This window comes from Paraburkholderia sp. UCT2 (assembly GCF_014397665.1).
GTDB lineage: Bacteria > Pseudomonadota > Gammaproteobacteria > Burkholderiales > Burkholderiaceae > Paraburkholderia > Paraburkholderia tuberum.
Window position 1 is genome coordinate 99,165 of record NZ_VZQO01000020.1, and the last position, 18,127, is coordinate 117,291.

Annotated in this window: 17 protein-coding genes; 15 read left to right on the plus strand and 2 right to left on the minus strand. The window is 62.6% G+C overall.

Annotation, left to right across the window (positions count from 1 at the left end; translation table 11 throughout):
• Positions 1-14: 14 nt before the first annotated feature.
• Together F6X39_RS18495 and F6X39_RS18500 are read right to left on the minus strand one after the other, a co-directional pair.
• On the minus strand, positions 15-737 hold the full coding sequence (locus F6X39_RS18495) for a hypothetical protein (RefSeq protein ID WP_187617658.1): 723 nt from the start codon (positions 735-737) through the stop codon (positions 15-17).
• Positions 734-1,309: a toll/interleukin-1 receptor domain-containing protein gene (locus F6X39_RS18500; RefSeq protein ID WP_262414740.1), complete on the minus strand. Its 576-nt coding sequence runs from the start codon at positions 1,307-1,309 to the stop codon at positions 734-736. Before F6X39_RS18500 ends, F6X39_RS18495 begins: the two co-directional genes overlap by 4 nt.
• Before the next feature lie 916 nt (positions 1,310-2,225).
• Between F6X39_RS18500 and F6X39_RS18505 the strand changes: the two genes are divergently transcribed.
• From F6X39_RS18505 to F6X39_RS18575, 15 genes are all read left to right on the plus strand, one after another.
• On the plus strand, positions 2,226-4,913 hold the full coding sequence (locus F6X39_RS18505; protein WP_187617660.1) for a glycoside hydrolase family 15 protein: 2,688 nt from the start codon (positions 2,226-2,228) through the stop codon (positions 4,911-4,913).
• A gap of 460 nt (positions 4,914-5,373) precedes the next feature.
• Positions 5,374-6,429, plus strand: a complete 1,056-nt coding sequence (locus F6X39_RS18510; RefSeq protein ID WP_262414738.1) for a sigma 54-interacting transcriptional regulator — start codon at positions 5,374-5,376, stop codon at positions 6,427-6,429.
• Positions 6,430-6,809: 380 nt separating this feature from the next.
• A complete protein-coding gene (locus F6X39_RS18515) occupies positions 6,810-7,067 on the plus strand; it encodes a hypothetical protein (RefSeq protein ID WP_187617661.1) in 258 nt (85 codons plus the stop codon).
• An 87-nt stretch (positions 7,068-7,154) separates the two neighbouring features.
• Positions 7,155-9,182, plus strand: coding sequence for a phage tail sheath C-terminal domain-containing protein (locus F6X39_RS18520; protein WP_187617662.1), 2,028 nt, complete (start codon positions 7,155-7,157; stop codon positions 9,180-9,182).
• 30 nt (positions 9,183-9,212) lie between these two features.
• Positions 9,213-9,734, plus strand: a complete 522-nt coding sequence (locus F6X39_RS18525; protein ID WP_175164000.1) for a phage tail protein — start codon at positions 9,213-9,215, stop codon at positions 9,732-9,734.
• Positions 9,735-9,818: 84 nt separating this feature from the next.
• Positions 9,819-10,550, plus strand: a complete 732-nt coding sequence (locus F6X39_RS18530) for a hypothetical protein (protein ID WP_187617663.1) — start codon at positions 9,819-9,821, stop codon at positions 10,548-10,550.
• 245 nt (positions 10,551-10,795) lie between these two features.
• Complete coding sequence (locus tag F6X39_RS18535) at positions 10,796-11,386, plus strand: hypothetical protein (protein ID WP_187617664.1); 591 nt, start codon at positions 10,796-10,798, stop codon at positions 11,384-11,386.
• Positions 11,383-12,657 (plus strand): Pvc16 family protein, encoded by a 1,275-nt coding sequence (locus F6X39_RS18540; RefSeq protein WP_175163994.1) that lies wholly within the window; start codon positions 11,383-11,385, stop codon positions 12,655-12,657. Before F6X39_RS18535 ends, F6X39_RS18540 begins: the two co-directional genes overlap by 4 nt.
• Entirely contained in the window at positions 12,654-14,621 is a 1,968-nt protein-coding gene (locus tag F6X39_RS18545; RefSeq protein WP_187617665.1) for an ATP-binding protein, read from the plus strand. Before F6X39_RS18540 ends, F6X39_RS18545 begins: the two co-directional genes overlap by 4 nt.
• Positions 14,612-15,070 (plus strand): hypothetical protein, encoded by a 459-nt coding sequence (locus F6X39_RS18550; protein ID WP_175163990.1) that lies wholly within the window; start codon positions 14,612-14,614, stop codon positions 15,068-15,070. The genes F6X39_RS18545 and F6X39_RS18550 overlap by 10 nt, the downstream gene beginning before the upstream one ends.
• Positions 15,071-15,721 (plus strand): hypothetical protein, encoded by a 651-nt coding sequence (locus F6X39_RS18555; RefSeq protein WP_175163987.1) that lies wholly within the window; start codon positions 15,071-15,073, stop codon positions 15,719-15,721.
• The gene (locus F6X39_RS18560) at positions 15,718-16,074 is read left to right on the plus strand and encodes a LysM domain-containing protein (RefSeq protein ID WP_175163985.1); all 357 of its coding nucleotides are present in this window, start codon (positions 15,718-15,720) and stop codon (positions 16,072-16,074) included. The genes F6X39_RS18555 and F6X39_RS18560 overlap by 4 nt, the downstream gene beginning before the upstream one ends.
• 1 nt (position 16,075) lies before the next feature.
• Positions 16,076-17,206 carry a hypothetical protein gene (locus F6X39_RS18565; protein WP_175163984.1) on the plus strand — a complete coding sequence of 377 codons (1,131 nt, stop codon included), beginning with the start codon at positions 16,076-16,078 and terminating at the stop codon, positions 17,204-17,206.
• Between the two features lie 35 nt (positions 17,207-17,241).
• Positions 17,242-17,748 carry a phage baseplate assembly protein V gene (locus F6X39_RS18570; RefSeq protein ID WP_175163982.1) on the plus strand — a complete coding sequence of 169 codons (507 nt, stop codon included), beginning with the start codon at positions 17,242-17,244 and terminating at the stop codon, positions 17,746-17,748.
• 38 nt (positions 17,749-17,786) lie between these two features.
• Complete coding sequence (locus tag F6X39_RS18575; RefSeq protein WP_175163980.1) at positions 17,787-18,104, plus strand: hypothetical protein; 318 nt, start codon at positions 17,787-17,789, stop codon at positions 18,102-18,104.
• Positions 18,105-18,127 lie beyond the last annotated feature (23 nt).

Here is an 18,127-nt window from a genome sequence, read left to right on the forward strand (position 1 = left end):
GCGGCCTGACGGCACTACGCCGCACCCCGAAATAAGCGGCGAAGCCAACTCGTGCTGGGTGCGACGTCGGTTTCATTCCCGGCGGTCTCGTGCCGATGGCAGCATTTGCCGCAGCCGAGCCGCTGATGTTTGCGCAGACGCGTCGCGGCGGTGTGCAATTGCTGCTTCAGGGTCTCGCCCGATACGTCGCCCAGCCGCAGATAGTCGTTACCGTCGAGCAGTTCGTGCCACCAGTCGGGGGACGTGTCGGCGACGAGCGCGTATTCCCTCGGATCCGACATCTGATGAACGAGGATCAGCCACATGGCCAACTCCCTTTGCTCGGCGCTTTCTGGTGAGCCTTGCTCCCACGCGGCCTCCTCTGTGCGCTTGCGCCTGACGAACTGGCTCAGATCCACCAGTTCGGAAACGTGCGGCTCGGCGGCAATGTAGTCGTCCGTCAGGAAGGCGATGACATCGGTGACATCTTTCATGTTCTCGATCACCATCAGCGGACTGATATGTGAATTGGCGAGATCGCCCGCCTTCGGCGGCTGAAGTTCTTGACGCGACCGATAGATCGTCTTGAGCGGCGTGTTGTAGGCGTCGTACGGGTAGCATTTGAGCTTGACCCAGAAATCTTTCGCGCATTGATCGGCTTGCCCCAGGCGGTCCGACACCCAGGACAGATAAATGATGCGTTCTATCTGGAGACACTTTTCGATCTTTGTGCCTGCGGTGAACGTGACGTTCGTCATGGCCGGCTTCCCATAGTCCGCGCGGTTTGTGTATCGAGCGTCGGCAGTGTTTCCTTGAGGCGCTTCACGAGTTGCGTCAACTGCTCGGCAAAGCGCGCGGCCGAATCCTGACTGAGCGGTTCGAGCCGGAGGTTGCCGTCGAACGGCCCCAGGAAATTCACGTCGCTGACGGACTGGATGACACGCTCGCCGTCGCCCGGCAGGCCGAGCCTGTCCGGGCGGCCCGCATCGTCGAAAGTCAGGTATTCGGGGCTCATCGCTTCGGCCAGCACGAACAGCAGCCGCGGCTCGCCCGTTGCGCGAAAGCTCTCCACTGCGAACATCAGTTCGCGTTGGCATTCGATCGATTCCCAATATTCGTCGCAGAGCATGCAGACGAAGTGCGTCGTTGCCTGGAGCTGCTGCTGGAGATGCTGCGCCCACATTACGCCTGCACCCATGCCTTCGTCGATGAACAGATCGAAGCCCAGCGCCTTTGAGACGTTCTTCAAACGAACCTGCAGGCGACGAGTCAACTCCGTCCACGGGTCGCCGTGGCGGTAGGAAATGAAAACGAGGGGCCGTTTTGGCATGGGTCGCCTCTTCCTCGATGGAAACCATAGAATATTTCTTTGGATTTCCTGATTTTCCCTACTCAATCTAGCAGATGTTTTCTGGCCGCCAAGTACCGGTTATGGACGACGAACGCCAAAATAAATCATTTATTGGCTATTCCACTTGTGTTTCCCATCCGCCCACTGGCTGCTTCGACGAACCAGGCTGGAACCCTTGCTCGATCGGAAAATCGCCTTGCTCGTTACAGCGCAACACTAAATTACAGGACGAGCAAAAGAGAGAATTTTTAAATTGCCGGTTCCCACCTTTGCTTTCGCACAGTCCCGTGCGTTTGCTAACGCTAAATGAAGTACGCTCGGGACGCGTTGTATGCAGTGATGGGGCATACCCGGATAGCTTGACGTAGTGAACGAGCCTTTGTGGATTGCTTTGTCATCGAAAGGAGAAAATCTTTCGACATGGTCGGATAGGCCTTTGACTATCGCGGTACATCAAGACTACATCGACCTGGTACTTCAGGCAGTTTAAGCATCGCCGGATTCTCTGCATTCACCAAGCTTTCATTGGCTATTTAAGATCATCTTCGAGTCGAACTGAACATTTGTTCGAGATGCATTAGATTGAGGGTCCTCTCCGAATCATGGCGGACTGCAGAGTGGAAAAGGCGCTTCCATGCTAGGTGTTCCGCTGAATTCGATCGACGCTGTACTAATATGAATGCGGAAACCCGGCGGCGCGTACCGTGGCGCCGCACACGTTCGTTCGCACTCGGTCCTGATCGCCCCGAATCGCGGCGTCCATCCGCAGTTCATCCGGATTGCTGAAGTTCGCTAGCCGAGCGATGACGCGCTATCGCAGTCGGCGCGCAATGCGCGATACCCCGCCTCGCGGTGTCGAATCGGGCATCCAATTCGCGAGCCCCAGAGAATACCTATGAGCCCGACTTCGCCTTCGGCCACCTCCACCCGTGCGCTCTATCTGTCGAACTGGCGGGATCTCGTTGGCGTATGGAAGGCCGCGAAGCTTAGCCAGATCGACACATCCTGGACCGGCCCATGCCTGAGCGAACTCCATTGTCTGCGCGGCTCTCTCGCGCGCCGGACGGTGAACCAGATCGTCGACTACACCGGCTTCTTCCGTGACGAAACCAACGCGATTTCCTATAGCCACGCCGAGAAGTTCGACTCCGAAGCGTGGTTCGAAAGCGGCGCAGATGACGCCGGCGTGCTGACGACGCACTACCTGAGCTATCAGGGCGCGTCGCTGCCACCTCGCCTTGACCTGACCCGCAGCTTCGCGGCGCCGCCCGATCAGCCGTTCTTCATCGTTCGTTACACGCTGACCAATCCGACGGCCGAAAGCGTTACTTTCAACCTGCTCGATCAGGTACATCTCAACAACGTTGATCCGAGCAAGCAGGTGCACGCGTGGTACGACGCCGGACAAAACGCGTTCATCGCGGACATGACGGCCTCCGGGCAGTTATTCGTGCTGCTGGGCGCGCTGCAACCGAGCGACGGCTATCAGGCAGGCAACAACGCCGACGCATCGACGCAAAGCGGTACCGTGTCGGCCTGGTACAGCTTCGACGCCGAAGGCACGCTGAAAAACAATGCCGACGTCAGTGCTCCCGACGTATCGCTCGCGTTCAGCAAGCGCGTGGAGGTCGCGCCAGGCGCATCCGCGACGCTCTACTTCTATCTTGGCGTATGCGAGACACAAGCTGATGCCAGCGCCGCGATCGCCGCCGCCCGAGCATCTTCGGGCGACGCCTGGATGACGGCGGTCGCGTCCGCGTACAACACATGGCTCACCAACGGCAATCAGGGCCGGCGCGTGCATTTCGACGACGATGCGCTCAACCAGATGTTCGACCGTGCGCTGATCCTGATGAAGAACATCCAGAACCCCGTACTCGGCACGTTCGCCGCAACCACCAATCCCGTCGCCTATCAATACCGGACCTGGGTGCGGGATGCTTGCATCGCAGCGATCGGGCTCGACGCCAGTGGCCATCACGACGAAGCGCAACTGTACTGGCGCTGGATGAGCGGCAGCCAGGGCGGCGACGGCACCTGGAAGACGACTTACAACACATGGGACGGCAGCTATGTGCCCTTTGTCGAGCCCGAGTACGACTCGGTCGGCGCATTTCTGTACGGCGTCTATCAGCACTACGCGCTGACCGCCGACGCGACGTTTCTGCGCGACCTGTGGCCGAGCGTCAAGCGGTCGGCGGACTGGATCGTCAGCCATATCCAGCCCAACGGATTCGGCCAGGCGGACTACAGCATCTGGGAAGAAAGCGACAATCTGGAGCACAACAGCTACACGCAGAGCTGGTATGTGGTCGGCATGTATGCGACGCAGGCCATCACCGAGGGGCTCGGCGAGACATCCCTGACCGACTGGTATGCGGGCGGCGCGGCTTCGATTCTCACCGCTCTTCAGCGTCCGTCGGACTGGTTTCCGCCGGGTTCCTGGAATCCGCAAGGATATTTCTGTCGCGCGGTGAACGTGAACGACACGCCGCGCACGATGATCGACAGCTCGTCGGACATGCTGATCGCGCTGGGCGTTATCGATCATGAGTCCGGCCGCGCGGCGAGCCATGTCGATACGATCCTTAGCGCGCTCACGAATGAGAGCTTTGGGATCGCGCGCTATCCTGGCGACACGTTCTACTACACGGCGAGCTGGAGCCCGGGCGGCAACGAGGCCCTTGGGCCGGAACCGGCGTGGCCGCAGATGAGCCTGTGGGTGGCCGTCTACGACATCCTGCGCGGCCATGCCGCCGACGCGTTGGCGCGCCTGCAATGGTGCGCCAGCATCTGGGGGAAGGGGTACATGCCGCCCGGCGAGGCGGTCTCCAACGTGACGAAACAGCCGCTCGTGAGCTCAATGTGCGAACCGTTGACGGCCTCTGCGTTCATTCTGGCTGCGTTGCTCTACGAAAAGCAGGTGCGCTTTGGCTGCGTACCGCCGTCGTACAACGCGGGTACCTTCAAGACGATCGGAGTTAGCTATGCGGCGGCGGGAGACTGGAATCAATGGTCGAACGTTCCGTACTTCGTGGGCGCGCAGACTTCGGGCGCGTCGCCGATGTGTTCGATCAAGCGCGTGTACGTCACCAACGACGGCTCGAATCTCTATGTGCGGATCGACAACGTAGCCGGGACGTTCACGCGCTTCGCACAGCCCCCGTTGTTCGCGCTGCAGCTATACAGCCAGGATCTGGCGCAGGGCGGCGCGGCCGCCAGCAGCCTCGGCATCTTCAATCAGGCGTTGAGCCGGCCGATGAGCTTCGTCGTCTCACGTCGCAGCGATTCGGATTCGTTCTCGCGCTGGCGCGTCGCCAACAATGCATGGAGCGCCGAAGGCAACGTCGATTATGTCGAAGCGCCCCAATGGGATCCCGGGAGCGGAAGAATCGAGGCGATCATTCCGCTCGCCGCGCTGGCGAGCGCGGGTCCTTCGTTCGGAAGCTGGGCCGATATGCTGTTCGTGCTCGCCGCTTGCGACCCGGCCTCCGGCGCGTGGTCCGAGACGGATCACATGCTAATTCACTATCGGCTCAGCAACGGCGCTCAGGACTGGATCTATGGGAACATCGAAATGTGACGGAGGTGGAACGGGCACAAGGCAAACTCTGCAAACCTAACATAGGTCGGATACGGCGTTTGATAACCGGTCACATAGGATTTTCAGGGACTCGTACCGATAAATCCTGAATGACCTCTCGCCGGGCGAGAGCAAAGCGCGGATGGTGCTGCTGTCAGATGTAAAACGGCATTCACAGAGTGGAATCCCTGATCAGTATCGGTTTAATTTTGTGCTCGAGTTCTTCGTTATATTGCCGAGGGCCGGGCGCGAATCACAGACTTTTATCTGGACAAAAGAAAGTCTGAAGCTAGACTAATTCAGTAGCGCAAGCTTCCGGAATTGCACCACGGAAAGCTCCGACCTACGCCTCGCGCATGTGGCTCTACCCTTCGATAAAGGACACCGAATGTTTTTTACGCCGCATTCACGCATCCCACAGAGAACGAGTGGGCAATGATGCAACGCGGGCGTATCTGGCATGCCCGCTGGCGAGGAGTCGTTTCCGATGATTGGAAGCTCGCAATCGTTTCTGGAAGCCCAGCGGGTGATCGAACGGTTTGCCCGCTGCGACGTGCCGGTGCTGATAGAAGGCGAAACCGGCACGGGAAAGGAACTCGCCGCCCGCGCGATCCACTACGGTGGACAACGATCATCGGGGCCGTTTGTTCCCGTAAACTGCGGCGCGCTGCCGGATGCGCTTGTTGATAACGAGTTGTTCGGTCACAAGCGCGGCGCTTTCACCGACGCGCACATCGAGCAGGCAGGCCTTATCGCTCATGCGAGTGGCGGCACTCTGTTCCTGGACGAAGTGGATGCGCTTCCGCTGAAGTCCCAAGTCATCTTGCTTCGTTTCCTGCAGGATCACCAATATCGGCCGTTAGGCGCGCCCGAAAGCCGCCATGCCGATGTCAGGCTGATAGCAGCAACCAATGCCGATCTGGCTGAGCGTGTCGAGGAGGGAGAGTTCCGGCTCGATCTTCTGTTCCGCTTGCGTATTCTCGTGGTGACGTTGCCGCCATTACGCGAACGCGATCGAGATATCGAACTGCTGGCCGACAATTTTCTTCACGTCTGTGCGCAACGCTTCGGCAATGGCGACAAAGTGCTGCATCCGGCAACCTTCGACTGGATGTACCGCTATGACTGGCCAGGCAACATTCGCGAACTCGAAACGCTGATCTGTCGAGGCTACCTGCTGAGCGACGCTCGCGTCATCGAGATCGGACCGCCGGACCCCTTCATCTCCGATCGATGCCAGCCGGGCATCGTGCATCTTCAACCGGCTTCGCTGTATGGATCGCTGCGTCAATTGGAGGCGCCCGCCATGCTTGCGCATGAAGATTTCAAGACCGCAAAAAGCCGGGTTATCACGGAGTTCGAGTGCCGTTATCTGGCCGATGCGCTGAGCGCCGCGGGCGGCAACGTGACAAAGGCCGCGAGGATCGCGGGCAAAGAACGTCGGGCGTTCGGCAAGCTCCTGAAGAAGCACGGACTCGCACCAGCTCAGAGCGCTTTCGACGGCCCGCTGCGCTGAGCGCTGCGCTCGCTTATATGACTGCGCCGCCTGCTGCGACGGCGATCGAGCGCAGACAGCCCGTCCGCATCGCGGTTTCGACCTCTGAAGTCCGTTCCCGTTGCAGCGCGCATCAGCTTGGGGAGTATGCGCGTCTTCATCGGGGACACGCTTGACCCATGTCCGGGTCAGGCGTGCGGCTTCCCACAAATTCCATCGTGCCCCGTCCAGGCATGTCAAACCGCCGTCCACGCGATTTAGCGGGTGGGTTCGCATTGACCCGCTGCACGTTCAGGCGGGCGCCAGGAGTCGCTACAGGCAAGCATCCGTCGTCCGTCGCCAAATGGAATGGAGTTTGCATCGGGCGCTTTGCCTGTAATGAGCCACAAGCCGGTGCTCAAGTGAATAGCAAAGAAGCGCGTGTGGAGCGTATCCGGGATTCGATCGAATCGTATCTGGTTCACCATCCCGGCGCCGCGGATACCGTCAATGGAGTGTTGAGCTTCTGGCTGCCAGTAGCGTGCAGCGACGCGACGCTCGCCGATGTCGCCCTCGCATTGGGACAACTCGTTGACGAGGGCTACCTCGCGCAGAGCGAGCTGCCGGGTGGCCCGGTGTTGTACGAACGAGCTCCCGTTGCAGGCAACGCCACGCAGTGAGGCGATCGGGACTCGCGGCATCGCCGGACCGACCGTAGCCCGGATACAGTGCAACCTGCTTTGCTTTCTCGGAAAAGGAACTTCGCCATGCCCGCAACGCTCACGTATCCCGGCGTCTACATCGTCGAGTTGCAGAATCCAATGCACAACATCACGGGCGTGGCGACATCGATCACCGCGTTCGTCGGTTACACGGCAACGGGAATCGATAACCGGGCGCAAGCAATCTACAGCTTCTCCGACTTCGCGCGTCTGTTCGGCGGCCTCGCAATCGACAGCGAACTCAGTTATGCGGTCCAGCAGTTCTTTCTGAACGGCGGAACGACAGGGTATGTCATACGCGTGCCGCATCACAATGCGACGCCGGCGAGCGTCGAAGTGACCGGTGCGAGCGCCATCGACCTGACGTTCACCGCACTTTCCAGTGGCGTTTGGGCGAATGGCCAGATCACGATCGACATCGACTACGACGGCATCGACTTCTCGCTGCCCGGCGTCGACCCCAGTACATTCAACGTGACCATAACGAATCTCTCGGGAAACGTGGTCGAGACGTTTCCGCAAGTCTCGCTCAATGGCACGAGGCAGAACTACGTCGCTAACGTGATCAACGACTTCGATACTGGATCGCAACTGGTGAAGATGAGCGAGGCCGCCGATCCAACGAACCCGCTGCGCAAGAACACACCGGAGGTTTCGGGAGTACTCGGCAAAAGAATCCAACGCAACAGCGGAGAACTGCTCTTCTTCGACAAGACCAAGACCACGCCCCAGCTCATCGACAAAAACTACACCTTGACGCTACAGGTTCCGAAGCCGAAGAATTCGCTGCCCGACATCAAGGACGTGAACGTACTTCTTAAGGATGCGCCTATACCGGTGTCGTCCGCGGCGATTGCTTCCCAGGTTCAGAGCGCCCTCGCCAATGCGGTCGCGCTGAACTGGAACGGTGCGACCTTGCGTTTCATTGCGACGAAGAGCAATGCGGACGACGTGCTGCGCGCCGTCGCGAGCATCCCTACGTTGCCGGATGCACAAGTCGTATTTAGCGGAACCGCAGCCGCGCCGCTCGGGCTCGATGTCACCCCGACCAACGTTGCACATTACGCGCTCGGGACGGGCAATGCGATCGAAGGGCAGAAGACGTCCGTGGCCGGCACGGACCCGGGTAATCAACTTCCGTTCTCGGCCGATCTCGTCGGCGACCCGGCTTCGTTCAAAGGTATCTACGCACTGGAAAAGGTCGACCTCTTTAACCTGCTCGTGATACCGGACGCGACGCGCGCGCTTGCCGGCAGCCCGGCCACGCCCGATCCCAACGTGTCCGGCGCCGATGTCTTCCCTCCCGCGATCGCCTATTGTCAGCAGCGGCGTGCGTTCCTGCTCGTCGATCCGCCTCCCGATGCGACGACCGTGACGGCCGCGCTCGACTGGAAGACGAGCATGGCTATCACACCTCCGGAAAACGGCGCGTGCTTCTTCCCGCGGCTACGTCTGCCAGATCCGGTGAACAACTATCAGTTGCGCACGTTTGCGCCGAGCGGCGTGGTCGCGGGGCTGTTTGCGCGTATCGACGGATCGCGCGGCGTCTGGAAGGCGCCTGCCGGTACCGAGGCATCGCTGACCGGCGTCCAGGCGTTCAGCTATCACAACCAGTTGACCGATACTGAAAACGGCGTTCTGAATCCGATCGGTGTGAACTGCTTTCGCAACTTCCCGCTGTACGGGCCGGTGCTGTGGGGCTCACGCACGCTCGCGGGCGCGGATGCCGAGGCGAGCCAGTGGAAGTACGTGCCCGTGCGCCGGCTGGCGCTCTTTCTGGAAGAAAGCCTGTATCGCGGCACCAAGTGGGCCGTGTTCGAACCCAACGACGAGCCGCTGTGGGCATCGCTCAGACTCAGCATCGGCTCATTCATGAACGGACTCTTCAGGAAGGGAGCGTTCCAGGGACAGTCGCCCAATGCGGCTTACTTTGTGAAATGCGACAACGAGACGACCACGCAAAACGACATCGACAGCGGCGTCGTCAACGTGCTCGTCGGCTTCGCTCCATTGATTCCGGCGGAGTTCGTCGTGATCCAGATTCAGCAGATGGCAGGGCAGGTTCAGACCTGATTCGGAGATTCCCTCGCGGAGGTAAGCGTCATGGCCGAGTTCACCGTCAATGCACAGCGATTCGATCCATACAAGAATTTCAAATTTCGCCTCAAGTGGGACAACAAATACGTCGCCGGGATCAGCAAGGTGACGGGTGGCCTCAAGCGCACGACGGAAGTCGTCGAACATCGCGAGGGCGGCGATCCGAGCACGGGCCGCAAGTCGCCGGGGCGTTCGAAATTCGAAGCGATCACGCTGGAGCGCGGCGTTACGCACGATCCCGAGTTTGAGCTCTGGGCGAACAAGGTCTGGCAGTTGAATGCCGGGCTCGGCGCTGAAGTCTCGTTAGCGGACTTTCGCAAGGACATCATTCTGGAGGTCTACAACGAGGCCGGGCAACTGGCGCTCGCTTACAAGATCTACCGCTGCTGGGTGTCGGAATTTCAGGCACTCCCCGATCTCGACGCCAACGCGAATGCCGTCGCGTTGCAGCATATCAAGCTCGAGAACGAAGGTTTCGAACGCGATCCCCAGGTCAAGGAACCTACCGAGCCGACCTTGTCGCCATAGGCGACACGCGGTGCCGACCGGGCCTCGCCGCCAGCCGGGTCATAGCTTGTCACGGGCGGTGCCACTTGATCGATGAGACGGGAAATGCGTCCATTGCACGCTCAGAATCTGCTGCTCGCATGGGAGCGGGGCAGTTCGCCCGCCCACCTGCCGGCACTGCATCGCGCACTCTCGATGCTCGAAGTGGCTTGTCCGGAGCATTCGCGGGCCGCGCTCGCAGCGCTTGGCATGTCGGCGCGCGACAGGCTGCTGTTGCAGATGCGAGCAATGAGCTTCGGCGCACGTCTCGACTGCCGTTTCGACTGTCCTCAGTGCAGCGCGGCGCTGGAGTTCGCCGCGTCGACCGAGGCATTGCAGCCGCCTTGCGCGAACCCGTCCGACACGGTATTCGGTGCTTACCGACTCAGCTTGCGCGAAGCGTCTAGCGAGGATCTGTGCGTAGCGGCTCGCGAAACCGACGGCAGCGAGGCGCTGCGTGTGCTGATCGAACGTTGCGTGCAGGTCGAAAACGAACAGGGGCACCTCGAGCCGCCATCGACATGGCCGGTTGAATTGCGGCAACACGCGGGCGCATATCTCGAAACGCTCCACGCGTCGGCAGCGATAGTGTTGCAGTTCGACTGTCCCGCATGCGGTCGCCACGACGCACAGACGTTCGACGCCGCCTCCTTCGTGTGGCGCGAGGTCGTTCATCACGCGCAACGTCTGCTCGATGATGTGCATGCGCTTGCCTGGGCCTACGGATGGTCGGAGGCCGCTGTGCTGCGCATGCATCGACGCCGCAGGCAAGCGTATCTGGAACGGGTGGGTCTATGACTATGCAGACTGCGCTGGGCGGACTGCTCGACCGTGCACGCGGGGCGCTTTCCGGTGTGCGGCCAGCGCTTGAACCGCGCTTCGCACCTCGTTACGTCGAGCCAGAGGAGTCTGACAATGCGGACACGTCGACGCGTGCGCACGCCAGCGTCGAGATGAGCACTGCATTGCGCGGGCACGAGTTGCCGCTGCCACCGTCACCGGCTGCGATTCGAGCGCCGACGTCAACGCCGATGCCGGATCCCATGCCGATACCGGATCGTTTCCATGCGGACGATCTGCCGCCCGTGGTATCGAGCGACGTGCGAAGCGCCCTTGCCAATGCACCTGCCGACCCGCGGCATCAAGCGGACGTGTCCGTCCCGCTTCGCCCGGGCGCGGTCTCGATGCCGCAGCCAGATGTTGCCGTACACGAAACCGTGTCGCTGCGCACGGTTCCGGTCGAGCCGGCGTTCGTGCAGAGCCAGCCCGCGCCTTCGAGGGAACCACAGGCATTGCGTGGCCGTGATACTGGACGGTGGCAACCTGAAGCGCCGCTTCAGCAGGAGAAGCGCGACGTGACGCAGGCGCCGGCCCGTCAAAGTGCGCCGCTGCCGGCGGTTGCGCCGGCGTATGAGGCGCAAGCTTCGTCGCCTGGCGTGCCACGCTTGCCGCCGGTGTCACCGCATTTCGCCCAGTCCGCGGATACCACTGTGCCGCGCGTGCAGGTGAGCATCGGCCGCGTCGAAGTCCGGGCCGCACCTATGCGCGCGACGCCGGCCGCCGCGCCGTCGGCCGCGAATGCGGCACTGTCGTTGCATGCCTATCTGCAACGCTCCCGAGGAGGTCACTCGTGAGCGACTATTTCGCCGTCGCGGCTGTCACCGCGGTCATGCGCACGATCCTGCAGGACGCGCTCGCGCAGTCCGCGCTCCCTGGTCAGCTCGCCAATGCGACGATCACCGCGCTGCCGCCCGATCGCATCTTGATCGGAAATGAGGAAAAGGCGCAACTGAATCTCTTTCTCTACCGGCTCTCATCGAATACCGGCTGGTGCAATGAAGGGCTGCCTTCGCGTGACGCGAGCGGGCAACGCATCGCCAATCCACCGCTCGCGCTCAATCTGCATTACATGATGTCCGTGTACGGCCCGAATCCGTTTGACGGCGAGCTGTTGCTCGCGTGGGCGATGCAGATCTGGCATGAGACGCCTGTCCTCACCCGGGACATCCTGCAAACCGCGCTCACCGAAATGGCCAAGCCGATCGCCCAACCGGCGCCGGAAGAGCAGGCGCTTGCCACGACGACGCTGCCCGATCAGGTGGAACTGATCAAGCTCGTGCAGGAGCCGCTTGGCATCGAGGAGCTGTCGAAGATGTGGACGGCGTTTCAGGTGAGCTACCGCCCGACGGTCGCATATCAGGCGTCGGTCGTGTTGATCCAGCGCCGCGACGCGGCGCGCCTCGGGCCGCCCGTGCAGAAACGACATATCAAGGCGGTGCCGTGGCAGCAGCCGGTCATCGAGGACGTCTCGCCCGCGATCGCGAGAACCGGCGACATCCTGACGCTGCGCGGGCGCAATTTCATCGGCGATACGCCGGCATCGACGGGCGTCTCTTTCGACGGCGGTGTACCCGTCGCGCCCGCTCAGGTGCAGGGCAACGCGCTGCGCGTGCAGGTGCCCGCCAGCTTGCCCGCGGGCATCGCAACGGTGGCCGTCAGGCAGTCGATCGCGCTTGGCGATCCGCCGACGCCGCATGTCGGCTCCACGTCCAACCTCGCGTCCTTTACGCTCGCACCAACGGTGCTCTCGCCACTGGCCGGGTCGTTCAAGGCGGGCACCACGCTGACCGTGCAGACTGACGTGCAGATCGGTCGGATGCAGTCGGTGTCGCTCGTAATCGGCACGTCCGAACTGCCGATCGACATCCGGCCGGCAAGCGGGCCGCCGAGTTCGTCGAGCGTGGACATTCCGATTCCTGCCGACTTCCCATTCGTGCAGCCGGAGGCCAGCGTGCCGCTTTATCTGCGCGTGGACGGCGCACAGAGCAAGCTCTACATCGACCAGGACACGACGCACCCGACCCACGGCCAGCTCGTGCCGCAGATCACGGTGACGGCGCCATGAACGCGCGCGCACCGTCTTGGCCAGAGGCCAACCAGGCCGCTCTCGCGGCGGAGCTCGCGCGTGTGCTGCGCATGCTCGTCGCGGCACGCGCGAAACAGGGCGGGGACGGCGGGTCTGGACAGGCGATCGAAGCCGACGCGCCGCCGACGCCGTCCGACGACGCCAGCGCACTCGCGGCGCTTACGGCGCGGCTCGGCTTGAGCGCCTTCGAGCGTGACCTGCTGGTGCTGTGCGCGGGCGTCGAACTCGACAGCGCCTTCATGCCGGCTCTAGCCGCAGTCTTCGACGAACCCGGCCGTGCCCAGCCGACCTTCAGCCTTGCGCTCGCGATCCTGCCGGGTTCGCACTGGAGCGCCTGTACGCGCGACAGGCCGCTGCGCTACTGGCACCTGGTCGACGTCGAGCCTGGCGCGACGCTCCTGACGAGCCCGCTTTGCATCGACGAGCGCATCGTCCACTATCTCGCGGGACTCGATCCGCTCGACGCGCGTCTCGACGGCATCGTGCGACGCTGCGAGCCCGCATTCGCCGAGCTATCCGACGTGCCGGCGTTCTTACAGCCCGCTGTGGTGACTGCCGCGCGTGCGCTGCAGGGCGCCGCGCCGTGCGTCGCGTTGCTCGGGCGTTCCGCGCGCGGCCGCAACGAGGCCGCAGCGATTGCCTGCGCGCTTGCGGGTCGCGAACGCTTCTCGTTGCGCGTGACCGACATTCCGACAGGCGTGGCCGAGCGCGAACTGATCACGCGGCTGTGGAACCGCGAAGGACGACTGACGGGCGCGGTCCTCACGATTCAGTGCGGCGACTTCGATGAACCGACCGACTCGCTGCGCCAACTCGCGTCGTTCGTCGAACGCATTGACGTGCCGATGTTGCTCGAACTACCTGAGGACGCGCTGCCGGCAAGCTTCGACGCCATCAGGATCGACGTGCCCGAATTGCCGCCGGCCGAGCGGCGCGCGTTTATCGAGGCGCGGCTCGGGCCGCTTGCCGAGCGCATGAACGGACGCGTGTCCGTGAGCGCCGAACAGTTCCGCCTTGATCTTGCGGGCATCGAAACCGTGACGATGCTCACCTGCGATTTGAACGACGCTTCGCCCGATGCGCCGCTCGACCATGCATTCTGGCATTTTTGCCGCCAGCAGGCGCGCCATTCGATGGAGCAGCTTGCACGCCGTATCGAGCCGAAGGACGAATGTCTGCACCTCGTGTTGCCGGCCCAGCAGGCAAGCGTGCTCGACCAGATCGCCGCACATGTGCGTCAGCGCAGCACCGTGCACGAGACCTGGGGGTTCGCCGGATACTGCTCGCGCGGCCTTGGCACGACCGCGCTCTTCTCCGGGCTACCGGGGACCGGCAAGACGATGGCCGCCGAGGCGCTTGCCGCGATGCTCGAACTCGATCTGTACCAGATCGATCTCGCGACCGTGGCGAGCAAATACATCGGCGAGACGGCCAAGAATCTACGCCGCATTTTCGACTCCGCCTCAGAAAGCGGTGCCATCCTGCTCTTCGACGAAGCTGATGCACTCTTCGGACAGCGCACCGAGGTGAAAGACAGCCACGACCGCTATGCGAATTTCGACGTCAGCTACCTGTTACAGCGCATGGAGTCGTATCGCGGACTTGCGATCCTCACGACCAATATGAAGCATGCCATCGACAACGCGTTTCGTCGCCGCATCCGCTTCGTGATCGACTTTCCGTTCCCCGACGCCGAGAGCCGCGAGCGCATCTGGGCAAGTGCCTATCCGGCGGCCACGCCGACCCAGGATCTGGATCTCGGCAAGCTCGGACGACTCAATGTGGCAGGCGGCATCATTCATAACATCGCGATGCACGCAGCCTATCTCGCGGCGGATGAGGACGTGCCCGTGCAGATGAAACACATCCTGCGTGCCGCACACGTCGAATACGCGAAGCTCGAACGGCCGCTCACCGCATCGGAGACGCAAGGATGGCTATGAAACCCACGCCTTCCTTACCGTCGAGTCGGCCGGACTGGGGCCTGCCGCGGCGTGACGTCACGCACTGGCGTACGCGGCGCGACACCAGGGCACCGTCGCGACATGCGGACAGCGTCCCGCAGACGGCGGCGCCGCACGTTTCGCCGCATGTCATCGACCTGCACATCGACACCCTCGTGCTGGACGGCTTTGCGAGGAGTCAACGCGCGCGTGTCGTGCGCGCGCTGCGGGCTGAACTCGACTTGCTTTGCGTGAGCCTGTCGCGTCTCGGCACGGACGTCGAGGCACGCGCGTTGCGCTCGGCTGCCGCTCAATTCGTGCAGACCGGAGTGCCCGACGCCGACGGTCGCGCGATCGCGCGTGCGATCTTCCGGGCGCTAGGGCTCGACGAGTCCGAACGCGTCAGCGAACCCAAGACCACGCATCCCGACTTAGATGGAGGCGACTGAATGTCGGCTATCTCTCCTCGCACGCTCAAGGGCGGCCTCGTGATGCTGGATCCGGACACGGCGATTCCGCTGGGCGCGGTGATCCTGCAGTACAACCCGGATTCGCTCACGCGCAAGCTCCAACCGCAAAGCGTTGCAGAGCCCGCAGACCGCTCGGAAGTGCTGCGGTTGAAGGGGCCGCCGATCGAGACCATCAACCTGAGCGCCGAACTCGACGCCACAGACCAGCTCGAATTTCCCGCTCAGAATCCACTGGCCGTGCAATTCGGCATTCAGCCGCAACTCGCCGCGCTCGAGATGCTGGTCTATCCGTCGAGCGTGCGGATCATCGTCAACGAGGCACTGAGCCTGCTCGGCACGATCGAAGCCGTGCCGATGGAGTCGGCACTCACGCTGTTCGTCTGGAGCGCGACGCGGGTGATTCCGGTGCGCGTGACGGAACTCGACATCACGGAAGAAGCGTTCGACCCGAATCTCAACCCGATTCGCGCGAAGGTGAACCTCGGCATGCGAGTTCTCAGCGTGACCGATGTGAACTTCGTGAGCCCGGCGGGCGCACTCTACATGATCTACCAGATCGGCAAGGAGGCGCTTGCGGCAGCCAACACACTCAACACCATCGCCGATCTCGGCGCGGGAGCCTTGCAATGAGTGATTCGCTGGGCGCACTGATCAAGGCGGGTGTGCAGATCGGTTCGCCGACCACGCCCGACAGCCGTTACTATGGCGTGTCGACGCTGTCGTACACGCAAGCCGACGGCACCGTTGTGCGCTATCTCGCGCGCCGTCTCGTGCCGCAGCCGGAGCAGTACACGTCGATCCAGCAATTCGTCGTCGCGCAGGGTGCGCGGCTGGACAACATTGCCGCGAAAACCCTGGGCAATCCGCTACTCTTCTGGATGCTCTGCGACGCCAACCTCGCGATGGACCCCGATGACCTCACGAGTCAACCGGGCCGCTCCATTGCGATTCCGCTTGCCACCGCGGTACCCAAGGGAGGCTAGCGTGCTCAACGGTGTCTACGTCTCTCTTCTGATCGGGCCGATGGTTCCCGTGCCTGCGCCGAAGCCGGTTGTCGACGCACTCACGTCGATCGAAGTCGAGGTTCAAGCGGGTCAGCGCAGCGGTTTCAAGCTGGTGTTCACGCTCGCCGATTCCTCACCGCTCCAAACGCTTTTCCTGCTGACAGGCGGCGCGCCGCTGCCGGTGCTGCGGGTGGTGATCGTCGTGACGGTGAACGGCTTGCCGCAGGTGCTGATGGATGGCGTCGTCAAGCATCACCAGGTCGAGCCCGGCGCGAACGGTGCGGCGAAGCTCACTGTGATGGGCGAGGACCTCGGGGCGCTGATGGACCTGCAGGCGCTCGACGGCTTTCCTTATCCCGGCATGACGACCGACGCCCGTGTGCTTCTCATGCTCGCGAAGTACGCCGTGTTCGGCGTCACACCGAACGTGATTCCGGCCATCGTGCCTGACGTCGAAACGCCCGTGCAGCGGTTCGCGAGCCAGCGCGGCACCGATTACGCCTACATTGGCGCGCTCGCGAAGGCTGCGGGCTACGTCTTTTACCTCGAACCGGGACCGCTGCCCGGCGTGAGCCAGGCGTACTGGGGACCGGAAATCAAGTTCGGCGTGCCGCAACCCGCGCTCGCGATCAATCTCGACAGCTGGAGCAACTGCGAGTCGCTCAACTTTACGTATGCACCCGAAGGCGCGAAGGAGTTCGTCGTGTATATCCAGGAGCCCATCAGCAAACAGCCGATTCCGGTCGCCATTCCGCCTGTTACGCCGCTCAATCCGCCCCTCGGTGCCGTTATCGCGACGCCGCAGAGCGTGGAGTTTTCCCTCGACACCGCCAAGCTCCAGCCAGGCCAGGCCCTGATGCAGGGGATGGCCGCGACCTCGGCGAGTGCGGACGTGGTGACAGGCACGGGCACGATCGACGTATTGCGCTACGGTCAGGTGCTCAAGGCGCGACAGCTCGTGGGCGTGCGCGGCGCCGGACTCGCCTACGATGGCCTGCACTACGTCGAAGGCGTGACGCACACCATTTCACGCGGCGCATACAAGCAGAACTTCACGCTCAAGCGCAACGGCCTCATCAGCACACTGCCCGTGGTGCCGACGCTGTTCTAGCGCCACCGTCATGCGAAGAGACAGAGGAGGCGCAATTGCAGAAATATTTTGGCAAGTACCGCGGCACGGTGCTCAACAACATCGACCCCATGCAGATGGGTCGGTTGATGGCGACCGTCCCGGACGTGACGAACATCGTGCCGGGCACATGGGCGATGCCGTGCGTTCCGTTCGCGGGCATTCAGGCCGGACAGCTGGTCGTGCCGTCGATCGGGGCCGGCGTGTGGATCGAGTTCGAACAGGGTGATCCGGACTATCCGGTCTGGACGGGCTGCTACTGGGGATCCTCTGCGGAACTGCCGGCGCTTGCTCTGGCGGCTACGCCCGGAACGCAGCAACTCGTCTTGCAGACGATGCTGCAGACTACCTTGATGGTGAGCGACATGCCGGGGCCGACGGGCGGAATTCTGCTCAAGACCGCGACCGGCGCGCTGATCTCGATCAACGAGACAGGTATCACGATCAGCAACGGGCAAGGCGCGACCATCGTGCTCGCAGGGCCCAGCGTGACGGTCAACGAAGGCGCGCTGGTCGTGACCTGAGCGCGGCGCGAACGCACATGAAAGCGAGGTGAACGATCATGCCAGGCTTGTTACTGCATGTGGGAGCGACCGTGCTCTGCGCCCATGCCGGGCAGGCGCAGCCGAGCGTGCCGAATGCCAACGTGCTCGTGAGCGGCCAGCCAACTGTGACGATCAGCGGACCTTATCTGATCGCGGGCTGTCCGTTCGTGCCGCCTCTGCCTGGGCCGTGCGTCACGGCGCAGTGGATAGTGGGCGCGACACGCGTCACGTCGTTCGGCCAGCCCCTCGTGATTCAGACCGGGCAGGCCGTATGCGCTCCGACGGGCACGCCGCTCGTGCCGCTCGTGTGCCAGACGAGAGTGCTGGCAACGTGAGCGCGATTGCCATCTTGACTGGA

Coding starts and splice junctions, on each gene's coding strand:
- F6X39_RS18495 (WP_187617658.1), bottom strand. CDS start 737: ATGACGAACGTCACGTTCACCGCAGGCACAAAGATCGAAAAGTGTCTC.
- F6X39_RS18500 (WP_262414740.1), bottom strand. CDS start 1,309: ATGCCAAAACGGCCCCTCGTTTTCATTTCCTACCGCCACGGCGACCCG.
- F6X39_RS18505 (WP_187617660.1), top strand. CDS start 2,226: ATGAGCCCGACTTCGCCTTCGGCCACCTCCACCCGTGCGCTCTATCTG.
- F6X39_RS18510 (WP_262414738.1), top strand. CDS start 5,374: ATGCCCGCTGGCGAGGAGTCGTTTCCGATGATTGGAAGCTCGCAATCG.
- F6X39_RS18520 (WP_187617662.1), top strand. CDS start 7,155: ATGCCCGCAACGCTCACGTATCCCGGCGTCTACATCGTCGAGTTGCAG.
- F6X39_RS18525 (WP_175164000.1), top strand. CDS start 9,213: ATGGCCGAGTTCACCGTCAATGCACAGCGATTCGATCCATACAAGAAT.
- F6X39_RS18530 (WP_187617663.1), top strand. CDS start 9,819: ATGCGTCCATTGCACGCTCAGAATCTGCTGCTCGCATGGGAGCGGGGC.
- F6X39_RS18535 (WP_187617664.1), top strand. CDS start 10,796: ATGCCGATACCGGATCGTTTCCATGCGGACGATCTGCCGCCCGTGGTA.
- F6X39_RS18545 (WP_187617665.1), top strand. CDS start 12,654: ATGAACGCGCGCGCACCGTCTTGGCCAGAGGCCAACCAGGCCGCTCTC.
- F6X39_RS18550 (WP_175163990.1), top strand. CDS start 14,612: ATGGCTATGAAACCCACGCCTTCCTTACCGTCGAGTCGGCCGGACTGG.
- F6X39_RS18555 (WP_175163987.1), top strand. CDS start 15,071: ATGTCGGCTATCTCTCCTCGCACGCTCAAGGGCGGCCTCGTGATGCTG.
- F6X39_RS18560 (WP_175163985.1), top strand. CDS start 15,718: ATGAGTGATTCGCTGGGCGCACTGATCAAGGCGGGTGTGCAGATCGGT.
- F6X39_RS18575 (WP_175163980.1), top strand. CDS start 17,787: ATGCCAGGCTTGTTACTGCATGTGGGAGCGACCGTGCTCTGCGCCCAT.